We start from the raw sequence: 22,881 nt of genomic DNA, 5'->3' as shown, positions 1-22,881 counted from the left end.
GGCGCAAAGGCAGATACCAATTGATATCCGTCAGTGCCGGCAAGGCCTCGACGATGCCCCCCTGGGATGTTGTCGTTGCCGCAGAAACTTCACCAAAAGACATTGAAGTGGCAAAAATTGCGGCAATCCCGGAAACCAGAAGTGTCTGTTTCAATGTCGATCCACTCCCCTAGAATTGTACTGGTCAGTGACGACGGACCATAAACAAAAAGAGACCCAAAACTGCAAGATGCAGTCTGGGTCTCTGTGTCTACAGTCGACTCACCGTTTTTCGGAACGAGCAATATTCCATGGCTATCTTAATATCGCCAATTTGCCATTGTCAATCCAATTGCGAGAGGATTGTGTTCGCTTGACAAAATTGAAATTGTTGATGTAGCGTAGTGACCCACGAAGAAGTAACATTCCACAACGCTACGTTACGCGACCCGATTCTCAGTATTCTACTCATTCCAGAGTGGGGTGATCGCATGGGGAAGCCTGTTCTCGAAAGTTCGCTCGAATCCTTCGTGTTCATTGGAGAACCGCAAATCGCACCCAATGCGAAAGAGGTCATCTATGTATGCACCAAGCTTCTTCTGCAAGAAGATCGGTATCAATCCTCGATACATAAGATCGACCTCGCGACCAGGCAAGACACGGTAGTCACACACGGGATCGGCCCGAATATGGAAATGGTTCGCGATTATTCACCGAAATTTTCAACAGATGGTTCTCGACTTGCGTTTTTATCTACGCGATCCGGGAAACCCCAGGTGTATGTCATGCCATGGACGGTCGGCGAGCCTCGAAAGGTGACAGATTTTCCGAATGGGGTCAAGTCGTTTGAGTGGGCCCCTGATGGGAAATCGTTGGTCGTAGTCGCACGTGTCGCGCCAGAATCTTCTTCCGATGTGAAGGTCATTCGTCGGTTGCGCTATAAGCTGAATGGAGAGGGGATTTTCGGTGACGCTCCCACGCATTTATGGCTTGTGGATATCGAATCAGGACAAACCAGCCAGTTGACACAAGGGATATACGCCGCGCACGAGCCAGCGTTTTCCCCGGATGGCAGGACAATCGCATTTGTCTCGTTTGACGGTCAGGACGAATCCAAATTGAGGCCAGCACTCTATACTGCGGATATATCCACGCATAGTCTGCATCTTCTCATAGAGGTCGACGGCGTGATCTCTGCTCCCTCGTTTTCCCCAGATGGCAATTGGATTGCTTACTTCGGCCACACGCACGGTGAAACCACCTCCTACAACAATCACCTGTGGATCATACCGTCTGCCGGCGGAGAACCGCGCAATGTAACGTCGGCACTCGATAGACCTGTCGGTAATTATGTAGGGACAGACGCGAGGTACGATTTGAGCATTGCCCGTCCAGTATGGTCAGCAAGCAGTGACAGAATCTATTTCCCCGTCACAGATCGGGGAAACGTTTTTCTCTTCAGTACATCGCTGGATGCGCAATTGCGCAAAGAGATCCCTGGTGAAGAATTTGTCGTCTCCTCCTTCGACGTGAAGTATGACACCCTGGTGTACATCTTGGAGCAAGCTGCGTCAGTCGGCGAATTACGTTGGCTGAATCACGGGAAGAGTGTGGCACTGACTCGATACAATGAATCGTACCTAAACGAGATGAGTATCGTCGCACCTGAACCCGTGGAGATCATCGCAGAAGATGGTACAGCGATAGATACCTGGTTGATCAAGCCCGTGGATTTCGAGCCAGGAAAAAAGTATCCAGTGGTTTTAGAAATTCACGGAGGACCACACGTCGCTTACGGATACAATTTTCATCACGAATTTCAATTCCTATCGAGTCGGGGAGGACGAGACTATCAAGATCTGCTGTGTGTCATCCATCAGGTTGCAAATCTGCCGTTTGTGGATTCAAATCGCTTGTACGTCACCGGGGCGAGTTACGGTGGTTATATGACGAACTGGCTCGTTTCTCAAACGAATCTGTTTCGCGCTGCGGTCGCGCAAGCTTCGATATGTAATCTGTACAGCAAATATGGAACAAGTGACAACGGCTTTTACACAAATAAATCCGAATTGGCAGATGCGGAGTTGTGGAGCGACGAGGAGTTCATCATGTCGCGTTCACCAATACGTTATGCAGACCGCGTTACTGCCGATGTGAAAATCATCCACGGCGAACTAGACCACCGATGTCCCATTGAACAAGCTGAGCAATGGTTCGTGGCGTTGAAGCGATTGGGTAACGTGGATGTCGAATTTGTCCGCTTTCCGAATGAACACCATGGGTTAGCAACCCGCGGAAGACCCCGCCATCGAGTGGAACGTTTACAACACATTGTAAGTTGGTTTGATAAGCATAGGTAGATTTTTCAAGTAAATTGAGCCGAGTCGATTGGTCGTCCAAAGACTCCCCTCAAATCGCGCCGCCTGGAGCGCGATCAGGGAAGTCTTTTTTGATTGCATGAAGTTCTCGCGCATCCATTCCTGTCGAGGAGGAAAACCGATGACTGCCTTACGGACTATGCACTTGAACCTGTTCCTGACCCATGTCGGACATCACGAAGCAGCGTGGAGACATCCCGACACGGACTTGTCGCAAATTTACAAATTTGATCATTACCAGCGTCTTACACAGTTGGCTGAGGAAGCGAAATTTGATTCGATCTTCTTTGCGGATCGATTATCCATATCCCCGCAAGCAGTCGCGCATGGCGCTGCATCTGGCTATGAGCCTCTCACCCTGATGTCTGCGCTCGCTGTGGTAACCCATCGGATCGGCCTGATCGGAACTGTGTCGACGTCGTTCAACGACCCATTCAATCTCGCCAGGAGATTTTCGTCAATTGATCGATTGAGCATGGGACGAGTTGGTTGGAATATCGTGACTTCCGGAACCGACGTAGAAGCGCAAAATTTCAGCTACGATTCAAGTCCATTGCACCGTGAGCGATACGAACGCGCAAATGAATTTGTTGAGGTAGCATTAAAATTGTGGGACAGTTGGTCTCCTGACGCCCTGATTCTCGATCAACAGAATGGAGTATTCGCCGATCCGAATCGCGTACGTGAAATTCAGCACCGAGGCACGTATTTCGCTGTGCGTGGTCCTTTAAACATGCCGCGTTCGCCTCAAGGACGACCGCTGCTCGTACAGGCTGGCTCTTCCGAGGATGGGAAGGAATTTGCTGCGAAGTGGGCGGAAGCAATATTTACGGCTCAGCAAACATTCGACGACGCGAAAAAGTTTTATTCAGACATAAAAACCCGCGTCGCCCAGGCGGGCAGAGATCCAGCCCGAGTGAAAGTATTGCCTGGCATTTGCCCAATCATTGGTACCACAAAATCTGAGGCGAAAGCGAAGGAGCGCCGACTACACACCTTAACAACGCCAGAATACAGTTTATCGCAGTTATCGAACCGGATTGGATTCGATCTATCTCCGTATCCTTTAGACGGCCCGTTTCCTGAGCTGCCCATGGATAAGGTCGAGGGGCATCGAAGTCGATCGGAATTGATCGCTGATTTAGCGAAGAGGGAAAACCTGACGATTCGCGATTTACTTGTTCGCCTGGCGGGTGGCAGAGGGCACAAGACCATCACGGGCACCCCGAAGGATATTGCCGACGAGATGGAGCGGTGGTTCTGTGATGGTGCAGCGGATGGGTTCAACGTTATGCCCCAGCTCATGTTTGGAGGACTCGAAGAGTTCATAGAGCATATTATTCCGGAGTTGCGCCGACGCGGGCTATTCCGTACGGAATACGAAGGGACCACATTGCGAGAACATTATGGCCTTGTGTGACACGTCCACTCCTTTGTCCTCCGAGAAAGTCGCGGGCAGGCGATCTCGATGCCGACTTAGGGCACGTACGACCTCTTGCCCGCCACCGGGATCAAGAACTATCTCGGATACCGAATCGCAGAACGTCGACTAGCTGTCCGCTTGCAATTGAGCGACGCCTACACTGGCCGTCTTGAACAAGACGTTTTCAGCCAATGGAAAGATGATTGAGAATGTCGTTCCCAGCCCTACTTCGCTGTGGACAACGATTTTGCCGCCCAGTTCGTGAATTACCTTATAGGTCAATGTCAACCCGAGACCCGTTCCCTGAGACTTTGTTGAGTAGTACGGCTGGCCCAGCTTGTCCAACGTCGTTTTGGACATGCCACTGCCTGTATCCACCACGGTCAGTTCAGCCTTCGCCTTCACCTTGCTTAAATGGACTTTGACGGACGCGGACTCTTTGTCCGTGCATGCTTCAATCGCATTTTTGATCACATTGATAACCGCCTGTAAGATCGTCGAATAATTCCCGCGAATCACCGCTTCTTCACACACTGTCGACTGAAGATCCACATTCTTGTTCAAGGCATACGGCTGTAATGCCTGAACGGCACCTGTTACCAAGACGGACAAATTGACATTGGTTTCGTCATCACTGAGAGGCGATTTCGCGATGTTCAAATATTCGCCAATGATAGACTCCGCCCGGTCCAGTTCTTCCACCATCGTGCTGTAAAAACCGACTGCCGTTTTACGGTCAAACTCCTTGCTCGCGAGGAGTTGAGTAAATCCACGAACGACGGTGATGGGATTCCGTATCTCGTGAGCAACCGACGCCGCCAATTGGCTTACTAGCTCGGATTTCTCCAGACGCACTTGATTCTCCGCCATGATCCGCGCGTTGTAACCTCCTACGGTCACCCTCACGGCGCTCGCAACCGCCGCACCTACGATCGCAAGAAACCAAGCAAAATCGCCCGCATTCAACGGAGCGCGCATCAACGTGCGCATGGTATAAATGTAATCAAAAGCGCCGTAACAACATAAAGCGACGACCATGCCCATGCCTCTGTAAAATGCGGACTGATTGCGCAGGATCCAGGACGTGATCGACATGAATACAGCAAACACGATCACGGTGAGAATCGAGTGTTTTAACCCGGATACGACGATGTGCGTCACTTGTTGCGCAGAATCGCCTTTTTCCGTGAGTAACACAAACGACATGGTGATTTGGCACAGCATGTATATCACTAGGGATACGAGCGCTCTGCTCCAAGGGAGCAGGAAGAATCCCCATGTCAGACACACCAAGGCGAAATTCAGCGGTGTACCTGGCCCGATTTGAAACGTAAACAAAGTGCACAATGACGAAAAAACGCCGATCAACACGACCAAACCCGAACTTGTCAAATACCTTGTAGAGGGTGCGTGCGCTCTTCTGGTATACCAAAATTCACACAAAATAAGTGGTATGTACGCAAACAGCAGCCCCGCTAAAAAATCCCGGACTTCCACTCTGGTTGTCGCCCCTGTCCGCTAGATATGAGAGTCTAGAAAAATTGAACGGTTTGCAAAACCAGTATACATCAACTCCCTGCGCCTTCACGGGCCTTTCCGCATAGAATCGACAAACCTATTTCTGGCGCACCGTGCGAATCTGTCGCCAATGACTGACTTTCTTATGGTACGATGGATGACAAAATACTAAGGGAGTCATGATGAGTGAGTTGGACAAATGGGCCAAATTCAAAAGCGAACTTGGGCAATGCCAATCAGCGAACAAATACGCCGAACTCTCGTCATTCAAGTCAAAAGGACAGCGGCAATCCGCGCAGTGCAAGAACGGACAATGTCGCTGCGACGTTTACCCAGGAAGGATTGGAAACCTTCTCCAAGATATTTGCAACGTCCGTGGAGGCTGCCATCTCCCGAGTTCTGCCTGAGGTGATCGAAAAGGCTGTCGACGCCAAGTTGCGCGAAGAGATGATTTCGTTGCGAGAAGAAATCCAAGAGCTCCGGAGCATGTTGACTTCGCAATCGCGAGAAAGCGCGGATCGAGCTGTTTCAAGGGAACATGCGAAAGAGGTTCGGGGGCCGGTGGCGGACAAACCTAGCACCGGTATGAACGCTGAAAAAAGTGATCGACTTACTGAAGAACTATCGGCTCTTCTCAAAGTATTGAAGGAAATTCGCCGCCCGGTGAAAGCGGGCGAGTTGCGTTCTCTGTTGCCTGAAATCAAATGGGGCAGTAATCCAGCTGTGAAATTGTCCAACTTAATGATCAAGTCAAACGGTCTCATTCAACGCGTAGGTAAAGGATTCTACCAGTACGCGAATTCCGCAGAATGATGCAATCGATAGTCGAGTTTGCTGAGGACTCGTGACTGGCGGAGGTCAACCTCTCATCCGCCGCCAGTCACCTGGATCAGGGCGGCGCTCCGCCCCTTGTCCGTCAACACCAATTCTGCTCAATCGCCTTGAACGAACTGCTCGCCGCGCGTGATGGAGTCCATCGGATAGATGCGGCGAACGCGCGCGACGATGATGGCTGCGATCACGGCCTTGGCCGCATCCCCTGGGAGATAAGGCCAGAAGCCTGCCGCCAAGGCGGATCCCCACGGACGAACCGCCGCGACGACGTGGCGCAGCCACAGCACCCCCGAAAAGTAGCAGAGAAAGTCGCCGAGAAAAAAGAGAATCAGCAGCAGCCAAATCCACTCGCCTCTTGCTCCGACGCGTACCCGTCGGACAGCAAGTCCTGCGAAGAAGGCGCAGAACGGCCACCCCCAGATATAGCCGGCAGTGGCGCTGACGAGGAAGCTCGGGCCAGCGTGGCCGGCGATGAGCGGAAGGCCGGCGAGATCGAGGCCGATCACGATGAGAAATGTGAGCCCTCCGTACCAAGGTCCGAGCAGGCCCCCGGCGATCATGACGATGAGTGTTTCGAGGGAGATCGGCACAGTGCCGATGGGAATCTCGACCAGACTCAAGACCGCGAACAAAGCCGCGAACAGTGTCGAGAAGATCAGACCTCGATATCGCAATGGTCATTCTCCTTTACTGAATCCATATTGTTAACTTATTATATACGTAAAGTTAACAATCGAAAGAATACCATAGAGACGTAAACGAGGGAATAGGTTTGGGAGAAATCGCGATTGAAGTTCGGGACGCGGTGGTGCGTCGAATCGGTCAGCAAAAATCGACACTCCAACGCGTCAATGTGCGGGTGGACGCGGGTCAGTTCGTGGCGATCTGCGGACACAATGGCGCAGGCAAGACGACGTTCGCGAGGGTGCTGGCTGGGTTGATCCCGCTCGCATCCGGCGACGTGAGCGTATTCGGCGAACCCATCCGGCGGCAGCCGAGCGCTCGCGTCCAGATGGTGTTTCAACCGCCGGCGGCGCAGGTCCTGGGATCGACAGTCTATGAAGAATTGGCGATGACCTTGGCAGCCTCCCCCGCATCCTCGGAGGCACAGGTTCGGCCTGAAGCGGTCCGGAGCATCTGCCGCGACTTCGATCTCGACATTCCGCTCGACACCCCAATCCATCATCTGTCCGGCGGACAGCTCGCCCGCTTGTGCATTGCACAGTGCATCATGTCCGGGGCGGACGTGCTGATCCTCGACGAAGCCCTGCAGGAACTTAATCCCGCCGCGCGCGCCAGGATATCCGTCCTGTTGCGACAACTGACGCAATCGGGCAAGACGATTTTGTCGATCACGCACCACATGGAAGACGTGCTCGCCTGCGACAGAGTGCTGCTGTTCCACGCGGGAACGATGGTCGGCGACTGGACACCCGCGGAGTTTTTCTACGGCGAGTCGCCCTGCGAACAGTGGGGATTCGAGCCGCCATATCTCGTGCGGGTGGCGAAAAGCATCCACCCCGTGTGGGCGCGGCAGGTGTCGCCGTTGTCGGAAGAACAACTGGTGGAGGTACTCGTGCATGGCCATCAAGCTTGAGCAGGTTCGCGTCACAACGAATGGAAAAGTTCGCCTGGACGTACCGGAGCTGAGTGTGGGGCTGGGTGAACTGGTCGTCGTGATTGGCGCGAACGGTGCGGGCAAATCAACCCTGCTCGACGTATTGGCAGGGCTTTCCGCACCCACGGAGGGCTCGATCACGCTTCATCACGGCGACGACACAACTGGTCCCGACGCGTCAACAAGGCCGCCTTCATCGAACACCTCGCTCGCCTATCTCTACCAGACGCCGGAAACGAGCCTGTTCGGAACGAATGCCAGCGAAGAATTCGCGTTCACGCTGCGGAGATCGGTCGACGAGATCGTGCGACAATGGCCAATCGTCCAGGCGAAATCGCTGTCGCCGCTCGGACTGCTGGATGTGTCGCCGACCTCGCTGCCGCCGACGTGGAGTACGGGGACGAAACGAAAATTCGCGTATGCCTTGGCCGAGGCGCAGTCGGCCAAGTATTTGCTCCTCGACGAGCCGACGGCCGGATTGGATGCGAAGGCGAGATCAGCCGTGCTGTGCCAGTTGCAGCGACAGGTGGCGAACGGGCAAACGGCAATTGTCAGCACGCACGATCTCGACGACTTCCTGCCCATGGCAACCCGAGTCTGGCTGCTGGATGGTGGCCGCATCGTGTTCGACGGCCCACCGGAGGCAATCTGCGCGGAGCCGGAACGATTGCTTGAAGCGGGCGTTGGCCTCTCACCTGGCCTGCGACTGCGCGCGATGCTCCGCGAGACCGGACTGCTGCCCGGCGATACAGCGGGAACACTGGACGACGCCGCGCCAGAGCAACTCGGCGCCAAGCTCCGGATTGCCTTGGCGAGCGGAGACTTTCAGGCGCCAAGGTCGAAAGCCGTGCCGCAGCCGCTGGATCGCGGAGAGCGGTGGTCCGATCCCGACGACCGCGAGGGCGGCGAGGGCCGCCGAACACCTGCGGCCGACATCGACATTCGACTGCGCTGGCTCGTTCTGACCGCATTGACCATCGCGATCGCCTGCGCGGGCAAGCCTGCCCCGCTGGCTGTAGCGGTCGCGGCCACCATCGGTATCCTCATCGCCTTGCGAACTCCATTGCGAAGGACCATGCGCTTGACCGCTGGCTGGGCCGTTTTCGCCATACTCACGCTCGCCGTAAGCGCCTTGCAGCTCGGTCCGCCGTTTCATGCGCACCCCGCGTTTCATGCGCAGGCTGCAGTCCAGGATCTGCGCGAAATCGTCCCGTACTGGTGCTATCTGCAATTCAGCCAATTGTACGTGACCGGGTTCACACCACTCGAAGTCGGCGCGCTCTTTGCTCGGACGTTCGGCGCACTGCGTCTGCCACAGCCATGGCAGCGGACGACCGGCGTGATCGCCATGCTGGTGACGCGGTATATATCGGCCATCGACGCGATGTATCGCCAACAGGTTCGCGCCTACGAGGCACGCACGCTGGGCCGCCGTTCGCACGCGCGCGGAACATCACGGGCGTGGGCGTGGCTGCGCATCGTCCATATCTTGACGCCGTTGGTGATTCGCCTCATCCAATTTGGCGAGACGACCGCGGACGCGATGGCGGCCCGCCTGATCTTTATTCGACCGTTCCCAACCAACGCGGCGCCGCGGCGACGGTGGACATGGCGCGATGTTGGGTTCACCGCATTCGGTCTTGTCGCGACGACCGCCGTACTGGTCTTGTCGGTGTGTGAAAAACGCTGAGGGCCGACCGGTCATCGGTCAGCCCTCACTGTCAGGCGTCAGTCGACAGCCAGCACAATCTTGCCGACATTTTTGTTCGACTCCATATATCGGTGCGCTTCCTGCACGTCTTTCCAGTCAAAGACCGAATCAATCACCGGCGCAATCTCCCCACGCGCCAAGGCATCCCCGGCGAATGTCTGAAACGCCGCGGTCAGTTCGATTTTGGTGGCGAGCGATCTGGATCGCAACGCCGTCCCGATGACTTCCAAACGCCGCGACAGGAGCATGCCGAGATTGATGTCTTCGACCTGTGTTCCGCCCATCGTGCCGATGATGATCAGACGGCCGTCGACGGCGAGCGACGCCAGGTTGTCCGCGAAATACGGCGCCCCGATGAAGTCGAAGATCACGTTGACACCTTCACCTGCCGTCTGCTCCTCGACGAAGGATCTGAACGATCCGTCGTGGTAGTTCCAACCGGCCTCAGCACCCAGGGCCAAGCAACGTTCGATCTTCGACTCGGAGCCGGCTGTGACAATCGATCTCGCCCCCGCCAGCCGGATCAACTGAATCGCGGACGTCCCGACGCCGCTTGCACCAGCGTGCACCAACACGGTTTCGCCTGGCGACAGCCGACCGATTGGGAACAAGTTGAGATAAGCCGTCAAAAACGCTTCCGGGATGGCTGCGCCTTGGGCAAAAGTCATGGAATCCGGCAGTTTCATCAGCATGCCGGCCGGCACTGGGACGTACTGGGCGTAACCGCCTCCTGGCAACAGGGCCATGACGCGATCTCCATTGGCCACACCACCAACTCCCTCGCCGACTTCAGCCACTTCCCCCGCCATCTCCAGGCCGAGAATGTCTGTCGCGCCCTTGGGCGGCGGATACAGCCCCCGTCGCTGCAGCAGATCTGCACGGTTCAGCGCGGTCGCACGAACGCGTACCAACACTTCGCCGGGCATGGGCCGAGGTGTCTCCACCTCGGCGATGGTGAGCACCTCCGGAGCGCCGAAAGATGGCGTGGTAATTGCCAGCATATTCGCAACCTCCCATCACGCAGGTCAACACGTTTCCAGATTCCGAATCAGCTTAACATATTTTGGGCGTTTTCGCCTTTCGCCAATTCGGTCAACACCTTGACGTACAATGGTCCTTCTTCGGCGGCCACCCTTGCGCGGATGGTCTCTTCGGTATCGTCCGGGAGAACCGGGACGCGAACTTGGGCTAGAATGCGGCCGTGATCGTACACCTCGTCCACGACGTGAACCGTCGCTCCCGTTTCAGGGACGCCTGCGGCAAGCACGGCGCGATGCACGTTCATGCCATACATGCCTTCGCCGCCAAACGCGGGCAGGAGACTGGGATGAATATTGAAGATCCGATCCGGAAACGCGGCGAGCGTAAGCAGACCGATTCGCTTCATATACCCAGACAGAATCACGTAGTCTGTACGCACCGCTTGAAGGGCGTCGCGGATGGCTCGATCCACCGCTTCCTCACCGCCGCAAACCTTCGCGTTCAGGCAGCGCGTCGGAATGCCTCGATCCTTGGCATAAGCGATGGCCCCGGACGACGCGTTGTTGCTGATGCAGATGGTCGGCTGCGCGTCGATGGCGCCGTCGTCGATGGCTTGCAGGATGGTTCGCATGCTCGATCCGTTGTGCGACGCCAGAAATCCGATTCTCAAAGTCACTCGCTATCGACGCTCCTGTACTTGGATGTAGGCCGTGTCACAAGACGGCCGCTTTGCCGCCGTCGATGTTCACCGCGGTGCCTGACACGTACGACGCGGCGTCGGAAGCAAGAAACGCAATCACGCGCGCCGCTTCCTCCGTATCGCCGATGCGGCCGAGCGGCACCCCATGTTCGGGCAAGCGGGCATACGTTTCCCACGCGAGATCCGGGTACGTCCGCGCCGCCATCTTTTCGATTTGATGGGATCGAACCAAACCGATGCACACCGCGTTCACACGGATGCCATCGGGTCCCAGATCCTTGCTCATCGCCTTCGTCAACGCAAGCCCTGCGGCGCGGCTGACCGACGTCGGCACCGAGCTCGCGGACGGCGCCTTGCCGCCGATGGCCGTCACATTGACAATCGATCCGCCGCCGTTTTGCCTCATCAGGGGCACTGCCGCCTTCGAACAGTGGATAGCCGCGAACACCTTCAAATCGATGTCGTCCCGCCACGTTTCCTCGCCGACCTCGGTAAACGGTCGAGCGTTCGACGTGCCTGCATTGTTGATCAAGATATCCAGGCGGCCATAGTGATGGAAGACCGCCTGCACAACCCGCGCGCAATCGTCCGCCTGGCGCACGTCAGCCGGCACGTAAAACACGTCGCCATGTGCCGCGGATTGAATCTCGGCCGCCGCCCTCTGTAAATCAGCCTCCGTTCGCGCGCAGATGGCAACTCGCGCACCTTCCTTCGCCAATTCCAGCGCGGTCGCGAAACCGATGCCTTTGCTGCCGCCGGTGATGAGAGCGACCTTGCCCTTCACGCCTAGATCCATAGGAATGCCCTCCCTCTGAGAAACAAGTGAATGTGCAGCATCGTGCCTGTGACGGCGATGTCCGGCCGCCTTTGTACCACCATCATAACAAAACGGCTCAATCTTTCCGCGCTCCCGATGTACGCGCGCCGCGAAAAACGACATACTTGAGAAGTATGTAAGTGAGTGACGATGAGAGGAGCATGGCGAGGCCTTTGGCGAGATCGCTGCTGACCACGAAGGGGATGGAGCGGTTCGCCGTGAGGTATTTCGTCGCAACCACGACAATCACGTCATTCAGCGCAATATTGATCAGAGCCTGAGCGAAAAACTTGAACCTTTCCGTGCGACCGCCGCGGGCGATGTCCTTGAAGGCCCAATATCGATTCCAGAAGTAGCTATTCAAGATGGCGCAGATGACGCCAATCGTATTGTACATGGTTAGTAGAAAACTGGATCGCACGGGAATCAAAAACAACAACCCGTTCAGCACGATCAAATCGATACACGCGTTCACCACACCGATGAGAAGAAACTTCGCATAGCGACGGAACACGTACTTCCGCAGCACTCGGACAATCATAGGTTTCCTCCTGAGTTCGACCGCAAGACTACGGCCGAGCTACAGTATACCGCATAGAATTCGAAACGAGCACGAATTCTTCGAAATCGTCGGAATCCGTCTGGAGGTGCCCATATGGCAAAATTGTATGTCGTTCGCCACGCGGCAGTACACGTGGATTACAACGTCCCATCGGCTTCCTGGACGCTTACAGACGAAGGCCCCGCGGCCTCGCCGCACGCCCATTTTTAGAAAACCCGGAACAGATCCAACACAATTCTGTCGGCGTGATCGAATTCGTATATATGGGACACGCAGTCCCAAACTTTTCGATCCCCAAGGAGGTTGGCTCGAACATGACGCGACGCACGATTTTGTTTGGTGACGCTGCCGCACCCAACGGTGGGCAGGGCTATTTCCCCGCCGACATCAAGAAAGCGTACAACATTCCCTCCAATCTGGACGGCAGCGGCCAGACCATCGGCATCCTGGAATTCTCCAACGGCTACAACCTTCGAGACGCTACGCAGTTCTGGCAAAGCCACGGCATCACGCCGCCGAAGGTCTCGTTTGTCTCCGTCGATGGCACTCGCAACGACAACGGGTCCAGTCCGGACGATGAAGAAGCGACGCTCGACCTCCAATGGGCTGGCGCAATCGCGCCGGGCGCGCACATCGTGGTATACGAAGCGAACGGCGGCAGCACGTATGCGGAATTTGCGGCTGCCATCACGCGCACGCTGCAATATATCCTCGACGATACGCAGTACCAACCGAGCGTTCTGTCGATTTCCTACGGCGACGGCGAATCTTCCTTCGAGCAAAGCGATATGGACGCGTGGGCGCGGTTGATTCAGCAACTGGACGCCAAAGGAGTGACCGTCTGCATTTCCTCGGGCGATCAGGGCGCGTACGGCTTGCACGATACGACCGGGCCGAAAACGCGGCATGCGGATGCACCAGCTTCGCTGCCCTTCGCAATCGCGGTCGGCGGCACATCTCTCAACCCGAACGGCACGGAGACCGCATGGACCTACCTCGGTCCGCAAAACGGCGGAGCGACTGGCGGCGGCTTCAGCGCCATTTTCGACAAACCCGCGTATCAAAACGGCATTTCCGGTTCGATGCGAGGCTTGCCTGACATCGCGTGCAACGCCGATCCAGCGACCGGATATCAAATCATCTTCCAAAGGCAGCCTGCTGTCGTCGGCGGCACTTCGGTGTCGTGCCCTGTGTTCGCGGCGGTCATTGCGCTCGCGAATCAACAGCGCGAGCAAAACGGACTGCCACCTTTGTCCGGTGTGGCTTGTGCCCTCTACGCATCGGAAGCGCAGTCGGCGTTCCGCGATATTACGACAGGCAACAACTCGTTCAACGGTGTGCAGGGTTACGACGCTGCGCCCGGATGGGACGCCTGCACCGGGTTCGGCTCGTTCGACGCGACAGCGCTTATCAACTACCTGAGCCAGCCGAACGTTGGACGCACGCCGACCTCGCCTGCCCCAAGCACGTCATCGAATCCGTCCGGAAGCAATCCGGAACCAGCGACTCCCGAACCGGCACCGCTGCGCGGAGACGGCGGCGCGAATCCCACACTGCCTTCGCCGCCGCGAAGCGACAAGGGAGTGCTGGTGCGTGTGGAGGCCGTGATCGACAAGGTGGAAGCGGATGAACACACCAGCGACGGCAGCCACCAACAGCTCCTGGTCCGGGACGTCCAGGTGCTGAAGGTGTGGAATGGCACACAGGAGGATATCGACAGCCAAGCGTACGTCGCCATTCGCTACGGCGACGCCGACGGGCTGCCGAGCCAAGTGCCTGGACTCGCGCCGGGGCAGTCGATCACGCTGCAAGGCCGCTACATTCCCGCAGCCGACGCGTATCCGAGCGCGGCGAATCCTGGATACGCCGTGATCGACGAAACGCACCACCCATTCGGCTTCGTGATCTACAACGGCCAAATGTACCAGTGAGCGTGCGGAATCGGCCGCTGAGGTAAAGACAATCGCTCTGTTTGCGCAAGGACTGTGGCGGCACCGCCCCACAGTCCTTGTCGATCACGAGCCCCGCGTTCGTTCCATCCAACATCCGTACCCTTGCCATACATGGTGGATGATTGGAAAGGGTAGTATACAGGTACCTACACATTGGTATACTGAGGGGTCTAACACATGCAACTCGCATTGAGCGCCCTGTTCGCCTGGCTCGCGATCATTCTCTTTTCCATCGTCCCAAAGAGGTTGTCGATTTTGGACCTCGTATTTTTGTATTGTGTCATTTTCATTTTGACGACCGCATCGTATACCATATTTGATGTGAACCTGCGCGTTGTAACGATCAGCAGAGCCCCTTCCATCTCCTTTGCAACGATTCTAACTCGACTGGTCACCATCCCAGTGCTTATTATGATGGCAGTCGACGCATTACAGCCCTCTGAAGGGAGGCAACCAAATTGGCTCACCGCCATCGCGATATGGCTGGTGCTCACAGTTTTCGATTGGGTGCTCGATCTTCTCAAGATCATCACATATCGCAACTCGTTTGTTTGGCACGCGTTAACCACATCCATCGTTTATCTGGGATTCATTGTCATTTCGTGGGGGTTAACGCGGTGGTACAGAAGCTCTGACAGGAAGAATGTCCAACTATGAACGAGCCCGTGAAAGTGTACGATACTCAATTCAATCAAAACGAATGGACCGTGATGATTGGGCTCTGCGTCGGGCTGGTATTGATCTACCTGCTCCCGCGCCGCTTCTCGCGCAAGCTCTCCATCGTCTTCTTCATGTGCGGCGTGACCTGTGGGTTCCTTTTCGATCACGTCATCAGCGTGATGCCGGTCAGCTTTTACGATGTCAACGACACATCTCAGTTCCAAATCATGGACTTCATTTCGTACTGGATGTACGGGCCCATCAGTTACTTGTTTTTTTATGTCTACGACCGTTTCCATGTAAAGCCCAAGTTCTCTCCCATATACATTCTGTGCTCCGCGCTCATCTCGACATGCTGCGAATGGGCTGCAGTGAAGATCGGCATTTTCCATTATGATCATGGCTATAAACTGCAAGTCTCGTTCGTGATTTATCTTTTGGTTCAATCCACCTGGGTCAGGTTCTTCTATCTCATGAAACGCGCCGACTCAAATGAATCGCTCCATGACGGCGCAGGGAGTTGACCACCGTGCGCCGTTCGAACGATACACTATTGACACGGGTTGTGATCACCTGAATACCCTCGTCTTCCACATGCGTACCTCCCAGTCATCCAATCACGACGCTCCACACATACAACCCAGACAACGTCACGAACAACGTCGGAATCGTCAACACGATCCCAGTTCGAAAATAGCGCCCCCACGAAATCGTGATACCCTTCTTCCCAAGAACGTGCAGCCAAAGCAGTGTTGCCAGCGAACCAATCGGCGTCATTTTCGGTCCCAGATCACAGCCGATCACATTCGCGTAAGCCAAGACATGCTGCGTTGCGGCAGTCTCCGTCGTCGAGTGGATCGCAAGCGCATCGATCATCACCGTCGGCAGGTTGTTCATGACGCTTGAGAGGATCGCCGCAAGGAAGCCCATTGCCATGGTTCCGGCAAACAACCCGTCATGCGCCGCCCCTTCAATCACATGACCGAGAAGCGTCGTTAATCCCGCATTCCGAAGTCCGTAGACCACCACATACATGCCAATCGAGAAGACCACGATTGCCCACGGAGCTTCCTTGATCACGTTCCACGGTCGAATCACCCGCGTCCGGCTGCCGACGATAAGAAACACGATCGCAATGACACCCACCACCGACGACACCGGAATATGCAACAATTCGGTCAATATGTAGCCAACCAGAAGAACCGCAAGGATCGCCCAGGAAGCCCTAAACATGCCGTGATGGACGATGGCTCTCGACGGATCGGACAAATCGTTCGGATTGTATCTCTCCGGAATGTCTCTTCGGAAAAACAGATACAGCATGAGCATACTGGCGCCGAGCGAAAACAGATCAGGCACGACCATATGCGCCAAGTACGTTAGAAAACCGACATGAAAGTAGTCCGCCGACACGATGTTGACCAGATTGCTTACGATCAGCGGCAACGAAGTGGTATCGGCAACGAATCCGGACGCCATGATAAACGGAATCATCTTCTTCATGTCAAACTTCAACAACTTGACCTTCTCCAACACAATCGGTGTCAGAATCAAGGCAGCACCATCATTCGCGAAAAAGGCGGAAACCATCGCCCCTAACAAAATGACAAACAGAAACACCCTGCGCCCGTCTCCATTCGCCGCCCGCGCCATCTTCAACGCAGCCCACTCGAAGAACCCTGTCTTGTCGAGAATGGTCGACGTAATGATGATCCCTACGAATGCGAGCGTCGCATCCCAGACGATCTTCGTGACGGAAATGACATCGTGAAACGACACGACGTGGAAAACCAGAGCCAGAACGGCGCCGCCAATCGCACTCCAGCCAATGGACAAGCCCCTCGGTTGCCAAATGACAAACACCAATGTGACGATGAACAACGTTACAGCCAAGTAAACCATGCTGAGGCTCCTTCAACGGTGGATTATAATCTGAACGTGTTGCAGCCTTGCGGCGAAGGTGCGGGCGGGCACGCAAGGGCACGAAGGGCACGCAAGGGCGCGAAGGGCGGCGAGGCGACTTCCGCGACATAACGGACAAATCTTCCCTTACGTCGGCGTGATCGCGCGGGCGGGCACGCGACTCCCGAGACATAGCGGACAAATCTTCCCTTACGGTAGCGTGATCGCGCGGGTGACGCCCCGCTGTCGATGGCTGTCGAAGGTGACAGGCAAATAAGCGGCTCTCAGACGCCAATTTCGGCAAAATGGCCGGACCAAAAGCAAATAGGCGGCCCAAAGACGCTTATTTGCCTCCGTTACGCTTAGAATGGCGCGGCGTCAGTCACTTAAGCGGCTGCGCGCCGCTTATTCGTCGCAACTTAGACGATTCGACACACTTAAGCGGCCTAGCGCCGCTTATTCGCGTCGGTCGCCCCATCGCCCGGCCGGCAGCGCGATCGCGCAGGCGACCCTCCGCTTCCTCCGCTTCCTCCGCTTCCTCCGCTTCCTCCGCTTCCTCCGCTTCCTCCGCTTCCTTCTCCGTCCCATTGGAACGTCTTATCTCCAGTAAGGCCAAACTTGCAGCCCGTCGCTGTAACAGGGATATTTGCCAGCTGCGTGCTTGTTTCCAATCATCGGATCTTCGATTCCTGGATTGGGCATGAGAACGTTTGCCTCCAGCGAACACCTCAGTCACTTCGCACCCGTTGCGTCACACATGGAAGCTCTCTGCACATGCGATTCTCATAGAGACTATGTTACGGCATCCTCCGACACTTTGTCGTCCGGCAATGGGCGGACAGCGGTGAAAGTTCGATGTTACAGCGTCATGCGGCGGGGACGACGATACACGGGTCTTGCGCTGCCGAGACTGAGCGCATACAATGGGGACAATTGAACTTGTGGAGGAGGTGAAGGAATGCTTACGAGCGCAAGGTTGTTTGATGCGTGGTGCATGTGTGAACGCCACGTGAAATTGGGCACGGTCAGCTTGAACGGGATAGCTTTGTCCAATTTTCATCATACAATCGGCGTCTCGGCATAAGCAGGCCTTCCTTCGTCCAAGCGGATATCGGACTTGAATGGACTGTGGGAGCTTACGCCCACAGTCTTTTTGTTTATGCGGGCGCTCAAGGAGCGCGTGAACATGATCTACTGTTCGGCACAACATGTACGGGTGGCTTTTTACAAAGAGCCGCTGTTTGAGGACGTTTCGTTGGAGATTCACCATCGCGATCGCGTCGCACTCATCGGCCCGAACGGCTGCGGCAAATCGACCCTATTGCGGGTGTTGACCGGAGAGCGCAAGCCGGACGGCGGAACGGTCGCTGTGAAACGCGGCATCGAAATCGGTTATCTGCAGCAACTGCCAGCGTATGACGCGGATTTGACGGTGTGGCAGCGATTGAAGAGGGCGTTTGCGGACATCGGCGAGATCGAGCGGCAGATGGAGCGCGTTGAAGCGCAGATGGCCGATCCAGCGGCGGAATCGGGGGAACTCGACCGACTGTTGGCCAAGTACGCGACGCTGCAGCAACGCTATGAGGAAGCCGGCGGCTATCAGGTGGACGCGAAAATTCGGTCCACGGCTGGCGGCCTGGGCATTGCCGAGGCGATGCTGGACACCGCGTGCGTGTCGCTGAGCGGTGGTGAGCGATCCAAAGTCGAGCTGGCGGCACTGTTGATGCGCGAACCGGATCTGTTGCTGCTGGACGAACCGACGAACCATCTCGATCTCGACGCCATTGAGTGGCTCGAGACGTTTCTGGCCAATTATCGTGGGGCGCTGCTGGTGGTTTCGCATGATCGGCAATTTTTGAATCGGGTCGCAACAAAAGTGTTCGATCTCGATGCTGGCAAGCTGGAAGTGTACCACGGCAACTACACGAGTGCGATGCGGCAACGCGAAGCGCGACTGCTCGCCGAATTTCACGCGTATCAGGAGCAGCAGAAAAAGCTGGAACAGATGCGCAAAGCCATCAAACGGCTGCGTGAATGGGCGAACCGTGCCCATCCGCCAAACGCTGGACTGCATCGGAGGGCTACCAATATGCAGCGGGCGATGGATCGGATCGCGAAACTCGACAGACCCGTGTTGGAGCGTGCGCGTATGGCTGCGCGGTTTGAGGTAGGAGAGCGCAGCGGGCAGGACGTGGTGACGATGCATGGTGTCGGCAAACGGTTCGGGGAGCGGATCGTGCTCATGGATGTCCATTTGCGAGTGCGCTGGGGCAATCGCGTGGGTATCGTCGGCCACAACGGCGCTGGCAAATCGACGGTGTTGAAGCTGATGATCGGAGAACTGCAGCCGGACGAAGGCGAGGTGCGATTGGGTTCGTCCGTTCGCGCCGGCTACTTGTCCCAGCAGGCGCTGGATGAGCCCCTGCGAACCAGCGTGATCGGCATGTTTCGAAGCGAAGTCGCGGTCAGCGAAGAACAGGCGCGCAACATTCTGGCGAAGTTTCTGTTCTACGGTGAGGACGTGTTCAAATCGTATGCGTCTCTCAGCGGCGGCGAACGGATGCGGTTGCGCATGGCACAACTGATGCAGCAGGACGTCAACCTGCTCTTGCTCGACGAACCGACGAACCACCTGGATATCGACTCGCGTGAAGCCTTGGAGGACGCCCTGGACGACTATGACGGCACCTTGGTGGTCGTCTCGCATGATCGGCACTTTCTCAACCGCGTCTGCAACGTCACGGTTTGGCTGGAAGACGGCCTTGCGACAACGTATCTCGGCGGGTATGACGAAGCGCGAAGCAAGCGAATCGCCCCCGGTCATTGAGCGAATGACGCGCAGCCCCCCGCAAGACACTTCGATCGCCTTGGCTGCTCACGCCAAGGCGATTTCGCGTCAACGGTCAATTCCGACAATTCCGGTATTATTAAACTTGATTAGATTGCTTACTTATTGTAAGATGACGTTCGTTAGGGGAGGTGAACGTTTTGGCAGTATCCAATCACGTGGTCAACCTTGACGGACCGACAACGGCGAAATCCGTGAACGAACGCCGCGGTTCCAACAAGGGGCTTCTCGTATTCGCAATCATCCTGTTTCTCGTCGGTACTTTGTATATTGGCTTTTCCATCTCTTGGCTCCAAGCCTTGCTCTTTTTGGTTGGCGGCATTCTTGGCATCACGCTGTACCAAGCTCGCTACGGATTCACCAGCGCTTGGCGGAATTTCATTGTTGCGCGGCGCGGCGCAGGACTGCGATCGCATATGGTGATGTTTTTCATTGCCAACATTCTGTTTCTTCCACTCCTGTTGCGTGGACATATTTTCGGGCACCCCGTGACGGGATCCGTCGATCCAGTCGGTTTGTCCGTCTTCGCTGGCTCGTTCTTGTTTGGCTTAGGTATGCAAGTCGCCGACGGCTGCGCGTCAGGCACCTTGTTTCACTCCGGCGGTGGAGATGTTCGCGGCGCACTCACCATCCTTGGTTTTATCGTCGGATCGGTGCTAGGCAGTTGGAACTTTGGCTGGTGGCAGTCCACTTGGCAGTTGCAGCCTATCTCCTTCATCCAAACGTTTGGCGCGGCCGGCGGCTTTCTGTTCAACCTGCTGCTCCTAGCGATTGTGTTCTTTGGCACATTGCTGTGGGAACGCCGCAGAAACGGCAATGTAAAGTCGATTCTCGCGAGCGGCGATGGACTCGGCTGGCGGAGAGTGTTCAAAGGCCCTTGGTCACTGCTGGCCGGAAGCGTCATCCTGGCCATCGGCAACGCAGTGGTTTTGATGATCACCGGCAACGCGTGGGGCGTAACCTTTGCCTTTGCGCTCGTGGGCGCAAAAATCGCACAGGCTGTCGGCATTCCCGTGACTCATTGGGGATATTGGCAGACGCCTACAAACGCCCACGCGCTTCACGCCAATGTCTTCGCCAATTCGACGATGGCATTGGATGTCAGCATTATCTTGGGCGCGCTGTTGGCCGCATCGATGTCTGGTCGTTTTCCAAAACCGTATTTTCGGCGTATTCCCACTCGGATGACGATCGCCGTCATCATCGGCGGCATCATGATGGGTTACGGGGCACGCATCGCCTTTGGCTGCAACATCGGGGCATATTTTGACGGAATTGCGTCATTCAGCCTGCATGGATGGGCTTGGGCAGTTTTTGGATTCATCGGCAGCTTAGTCGGCGTTCGACTGCGTCCGATTTTCACCCTGTCGAACAAAGTGGACTGACCCGTTCCTGTTCGCACAGAACTGTTCTCATCGAGTAGGAGGGGCGTCCAGCCCCTGCCTCTCACCACCAAACAAGCGAAGTTCCATGGCGGTGTTCGGCATCCTGTCCATTTCGTGGTCCACGCCTGTTTTTGAGCCTCGATCTAATCATTGAGTCCCTTTCCATCAAGAATTTGCTTTACGTATTTTTCAACCCTCGACACTCGAGTCTTGGGCTGTTTCGGTTGCGAAAAGTAAAGAATGTAGGCTCGCTGCCGTCCCGGCGTCAAGGCTTCAAAGGCAGTCTTCAAGCCGGGGATTTCATCGAATTTGTGGTGCAACTCTTCTGGAATAGCGTAGTCTGTGTTCTTTTTGTACTGGATTTCCAAACCGGATCTTTCAACTTCAATCGCTTCCTCAATGTAGACTTTCAACATGGGTTCCATATCGATAATTTCTTGCACATGCGTGAAACGAATCTGACGCGCCGCCTGCACATTTTCCGTCTGTTGAATGAGGATTCCATAGGGATCTTTCAACAAAGCGCCCTTGTGAAACAAAAGCGCGCAATATTCTTTAAAACCATGTATCAAAACGATGTTCTTGTTCTCGAATGTATAACATGGATGCATCCACTTGTATTCTTCCGTCAACCCACAATCCAGAACAATCTGCCGCAGCTTCTCATATTCTTCTTTCCACTTTTTAGACTTTCTTAAAAAATCATCAACCTTCGGATTCAGTCTGCGATCCGTCTCCACGGAAAACCCCTCTTCCACTGTTCATCAGCCGTCCACACGGGATCGAATAAAAAACTACTCTTCCTCTTGCAGCAGTTGGTTTAACCGCGCCATTTTGCAATTCCAAAACTTGCTGTAGAAAGCCACCCAATCTTGAATTTCTCGGAGCGGCTCAGCATTGAGCTTGTACCTTGTTTCCCTGCCAACCTTCCGATCCAGCACTAGTCCAGCCTCTTTCAACACGGCCAAGTGCTTCGAAACCGCTGTTCGCCCCATTTGAAAGTGAACTGTTAAATCGTGAAGAGGCGATTCATCCACATCCGCCAAGAGTCGGAGCAATTCCCGTCGCGTCGGGTCGGCAATCGCCTCATACACATCCCTCGCGGGTTTTGTATGACTCAAAATCACGCCCCCTTTACTGCCACGGTTTGAACAATGCCCATTGACGTATGATTTATCATAGGACACTGATCAGTGTCGTGTCCAGCGCCGCGGGGGTGTAGGGTGGGATTGTAAGAGCATCTTCTTTTTCGATTCATAAGGGAGTACAGAGATAGGCTGTATTCTTCTATGCAAGCGCTATGCAGAGTCATCGTTTGGTAGAAATGAAAGAGGAACAGTTCTCAGTGGACACGAATCGGAGCAGCGGTGATGGTAGTGATGGTAGTGGTGACGGTAGCGGTAGCGGAAAATAAGCCTCCCCTGGCCGCTTAAGTGTGTCGAATCATCTCATTTGCACGGAATAAGCGGTCGAGGACCGCTTAAATGGCTGCACCCCCTCCATTTCGAGGGCGGCGGAGGCAAATAGGCGTCTGGGAGCCGCCTATTTTCCCTCGATCCGGCCATTTCACCGAAATAAGCGTCTCTGGGCCGCCTATTTGCTCCTGCACCTCC

Annotated in this window: 21 protein-coding genes; 11 read left to right on the top strand and 10 right to left on the bottom strand. The window is 55.5% G+C overall.

The window, feature by feature from the left end; translation table 11 throughout:
- The first annotated feature begins 470 nt into the window (after positions 1-470).
- Together AAC01S_RS09620 and AAC01S_RS09615 are read left to right on the top strand one after the other, a co-directional pair.
- The gene (locus AAC01S_RS09620; protein WP_067621486.1) at positions 471-2,339 is read left to right on the top strand and encodes a S9 family peptidase; all 1,869 of its coding nucleotides are present in this window, start codon (positions 471-473) and stop codon (positions 2,337-2,339) included.
- A gap of 139 nt (positions 2,340-2,478) precedes the next feature.
- Entirely contained in the window at positions 2,479-3,777 is a 1,299-nt protein-coding gene (locus AAC01S_RS09615) for an LLM class flavin-dependent oxidoreductase (RefSeq protein ID WP_067621485.1), read from the top strand.
- Between the two features lie 129 nt (positions 3,778-3,906).
- On the opposite strand, the gene AAC01S_RS09610 is transcribed toward AAC01S_RS09615, so the two are convergent.
- On the bottom strand, positions 3,907-5,151 hold the full coding sequence (locus tag AAC01S_RS09610; protein ID WP_157071119.1) for an ATP-binding protein: 1,245 nt from the start codon (positions 5,149-5,151) through the stop codon (positions 3,907-3,909).
- Positions 5,152-5,484: 333 nt separating this feature from the next.
- On the opposite strand from AAC01S_RS09610, the gene AAC01S_RS09605 reads away from it, so the two are divergent.
- Complete coding sequence (locus tag AAC01S_RS09605; protein WP_067621483.1) at positions 5,485-6,111, top strand: hypothetical protein; 627 nt, start codon at positions 5,485-5,487, stop codon at positions 6,109-6,111.
- A gap of 119 nt (positions 6,112-6,230) precedes the next feature.
- Here AAC01S_RS09605 and AAC01S_RS09600 read toward each other — a convergent pair whose 3' ends face one another.
- Entirely contained in the window at positions 6,231-6,806 is a 576-nt protein-coding gene (locus tag AAC01S_RS09600) for a biotin transporter BioY (RefSeq protein ID WP_067621482.1), read from the bottom strand.
- A 98-nt stretch (positions 6,807-6,904) separates the two neighbouring features.
- Here AAC01S_RS09600 and AAC01S_RS09595 point away from each other — a divergent pair, with 98 nt between their 5' ends.
- Positions 6,905-7,729, top strand: coding sequence for an energy-coupling factor ABC transporter ATP-binding protein (locus AAC01S_RS09595; protein WP_067621481.1), 825 nt, complete (start codon positions 6,905-6,907; stop codon positions 7,727-7,729).
- Positions 7,713-9,440 (top strand): ATP-binding cassette domain-containing protein, encoded by a 1,728-nt coding sequence (locus AAC01S_RS09590; RefSeq protein WP_067621480.1) that lies wholly within the window; start codon positions 7,713-7,715, stop codon positions 9,438-9,440. The genes AAC01S_RS09595 and AAC01S_RS09590 overlap by 17 nt, the downstream gene beginning before the upstream one ends.
- 38 nt (positions 9,441-9,478) lie before the next feature.
- Here AAC01S_RS09590 and AAC01S_RS09585 read toward each other — a convergent pair whose 3' ends face one another.
- From AAC01S_RS09585 to AAC01S_RS09570, 4 genes are all read right to left on the bottom strand, one after another.
- Entirely contained in the window at positions 9,479-10,462 is a 984-nt protein-coding gene (locus tag AAC01S_RS09585; protein WP_067621479.1) for an NAD(P)H-quinone oxidoreductase, read from the bottom strand.
- Between the two features lie 47 nt (positions 10,463-10,509).
- Positions 10,510-11,118, bottom strand: coding sequence for a phosphoribosylglycinamide formyltransferase (gene purN, locus AAC01S_RS09580; protein ID WP_083511663.1), 609 nt, complete (start codon positions 11,116-11,118; stop codon positions 10,510-10,512).
- A 37-nt stretch (positions 11,119-11,155) separates the two neighbouring features.
- Positions 11,156-11,938 (bottom strand): SDR family NAD(P)-dependent oxidoreductase, encoded by a 783-nt coding sequence (locus tag AAC01S_RS09575; protein WP_067621478.1) that lies wholly within the window; start codon positions 11,936-11,938, stop codon positions 11,156-11,158.
- Between the two features lie 97 nt (positions 11,939-12,035).
- Positions 12,036-12,500: a GtrA family protein gene (locus AAC01S_RS09570; RefSeq protein ID WP_067621477.1), complete on the bottom strand. Its 465-nt coding sequence runs from the start codon at positions 12,498-12,500 to the stop codon at positions 12,036-12,038.
- A gap of 335 nt (positions 12,501-12,835) precedes the next feature.
- Here AAC01S_RS09570 and AAC01S_RS09565 point away from each other — a divergent pair, with 335 nt between their 5' ends.
- The 3 genes from AAC01S_RS09565 (at position 12,836) to AAC01S_RS09555 (ending at position 15,657) form a co-directional block, all read left to right on the top strand.
- On the top strand, positions 12,836-14,452 hold the full coding sequence (locus AAC01S_RS09565; protein ID WP_067621476.1) for a S53 family peptidase: 1,617 nt from the start codon (positions 12,836-12,838) through the stop codon (positions 14,450-14,452).
- 198 nt (positions 14,453-14,650) lie between these two features.
- On the top strand, positions 14,651-15,130 hold the full coding sequence (locus tag AAC01S_RS09560) for a hypothetical protein (protein ID WP_067621475.1): 480 nt from the start codon (positions 14,651-14,653) through the stop codon (positions 15,128-15,130).
- Complete coding sequence (locus tag AAC01S_RS09555) at positions 15,127-15,657, top strand: hypothetical protein (protein ID WP_067621474.1); 531 nt, start codon at positions 15,127-15,129, stop codon at positions 15,655-15,657. The genes AAC01S_RS09560 and AAC01S_RS09555 overlap by 4 nt, the downstream gene beginning before the upstream one ends.
- An 85-nt stretch (positions 15,658-15,742) precedes the next feature.
- Here the strand turns inward: AAC01S_RS09555 and AAC01S_RS09550 are convergent, their stop codons facing one another.
- Positions 15,743-17,035 carry an arsenic transporter gene (locus AAC01S_RS09550; RefSeq protein WP_067621473.1) on the bottom strand — a complete coding sequence of 431 codons (1,293 nt, stop codon included), beginning with the start codon at positions 17,033-17,035 and terminating at the stop codon, positions 15,743-15,745.
- Positions 17,036-17,417: 382 nt separating this feature from the next.
- Positions 17,418-17,651 (bottom strand): hypothetical protein, encoded by a 234-nt coding sequence (locus tag AAC01S_RS09545; RefSeq protein ID WP_067621472.1) that lies wholly within the window; start codon positions 17,649-17,651, stop codon positions 17,418-17,420.
- A gap of 342 nt (positions 17,652-17,993) precedes the next feature.
- Here AAC01S_RS09545 and AAC01S_RS20090 point away from each other — a divergent pair, with 342 nt between their 5' ends.
- From AAC01S_RS20090 to AAC01S_RS09535, 3 genes are all read left to right on the top strand, one after another.
- A complete protein-coding gene (locus tag AAC01S_RS20090) occupies positions 17,994-18,119 on the top strand; it encodes a hypothetical protein (RefSeq protein ID WP_281178125.1) in 126 nt (41 codons plus the stop codon).
- A 33-nt stretch (positions 18,120-18,152) separates the two neighbouring features.
- Positions 18,153-19,862 (top strand): ribosomal protection-like ABC-F family protein, encoded by a 1,710-nt coding sequence (abc-f, locus tag AAC01S_RS09540; RefSeq protein ID WP_245630152.1) that lies wholly within the window; start codon positions 18,153-18,155, stop codon positions 19,860-19,862.
- 152 nt (positions 19,863-20,014) lie between these two features.
- Positions 20,015-21,268 (top strand): YeeE/YedE family protein, encoded by a 1,254-nt coding sequence (locus tag AAC01S_RS09535; RefSeq protein WP_157071117.1) that lies wholly within the window; start codon positions 20,015-20,017, stop codon positions 21,266-21,268.
- 143 nt (positions 21,269-21,411) lie between these two features.
- On the opposite strand, the gene AAC01S_RS09530 is transcribed toward AAC01S_RS09535, so the two are convergent.
- Together AAC01S_RS09530 and AAC01S_RS09525 are read right to left on the bottom strand one after the other, a co-directional pair.
- A complete protein-coding gene (locus AAC01S_RS09530) occupies positions 21,412-22,008 on the bottom strand; it encodes a YdeI/OmpD-associated family protein (protein ID WP_067621469.1) in 597 nt (198 codons plus the stop codon).
- A 54-nt stretch (positions 22,009-22,062) separates the two neighbouring features.
- On the bottom strand, positions 22,063-22,389 hold the full coding sequence (locus AAC01S_RS09525; RefSeq protein WP_067621468.1) for an ArsR/SmtB family transcription factor: 327 nt from the start codon (positions 22,387-22,389) through the stop codon (positions 22,063-22,065).
- Between the last annotated feature and the right edge of the window lie 492 nt (positions 22,390-22,881).

Source organism: Alicyclobacillus acidiphilus NBRC 100859 (genome assembly GCF_001544355.1).
Taxonomy (GTDB): Bacteria; Bacillota; Bacilli; order Alicyclobacillales; family Alicyclobacillaceae; genus Alicyclobacillus; species Alicyclobacillus acidiphilus.
This window is presented reverse-complemented; position numbering and strand designations above follow the sequence as displayed.

Coding starts and splice junctions, on each gene's coding strand:
- AAC01S_RS09620 (WP_067621486.1), top strand. CDS start 471: ATGGGGAAGCCTGTTCTCGAAAGTTCGCTCGAATCCTTCGTGTTCATT.
- AAC01S_RS09615 (WP_067621485.1), top strand. CDS start 2,479: ATGACTGCCTTACGGACTATGCACTTGAACCTGTTCCTGACCCATGTC.
- AAC01S_RS09590 (WP_067621480.1), top strand. CDS start 7,713: ATGGCCATCAAGCTTGAGCAGGTTCGCGTCACAACGAATGGAAAAGTT.
- AAC01S_RS09585 (WP_067621479.1), bottom strand. CDS start 10,462: ATGCTGGCAATTACCACGCCATCTTTCGGCGCTCCGGAGGTGCTCACC.
- AAC01S_RS09575 (WP_067621478.1), bottom strand. CDS start 11,938: ATGGATCTAGGCGTGAAGGGCAAGGTCGCTCTCATCACCGGCGGCAGC.
- AAC01S_RS09570 (WP_067621477.1), bottom strand. CDS start 12,500: ATGATTGTCCGAGTGCTGCGGAAGTACGTGTTCCGTCGCTATGCGAAG.
- AAC01S_RS09565 (WP_067621476.1), top strand. CDS start 12,836: ATGACGCGACGCACGATTTTGTTTGGTGACGCTGCCGCACCCAACGGT.
- AAC01S_RS09560 (WP_067621475.1), top strand. CDS start 14,651: ATGCAACTCGCATTGAGCGCCCTGTTCGCCTGGCTCGCGATCATTCTC.
- AAC01S_RS09555 (WP_067621474.1), top strand. CDS start 15,127: ATGAACGAGCCCGTGAAAGTGTACGATACTCAATTCAATCAAAACGAA.
- AAC01S_RS09550 (WP_067621473.1), bottom strand. CDS start 17,035: ATGGTTTACTTGGCTGTAACGTTGTTCATCGTCACATTGGTGTTTGTC.
- AAC01S_RS20090 (WP_281178125.1), top strand. CDS start 17,994: ATGCTTACGAGCGCAAGGTTGTTTGATGCGTGGTGCATGTGTGAACGC.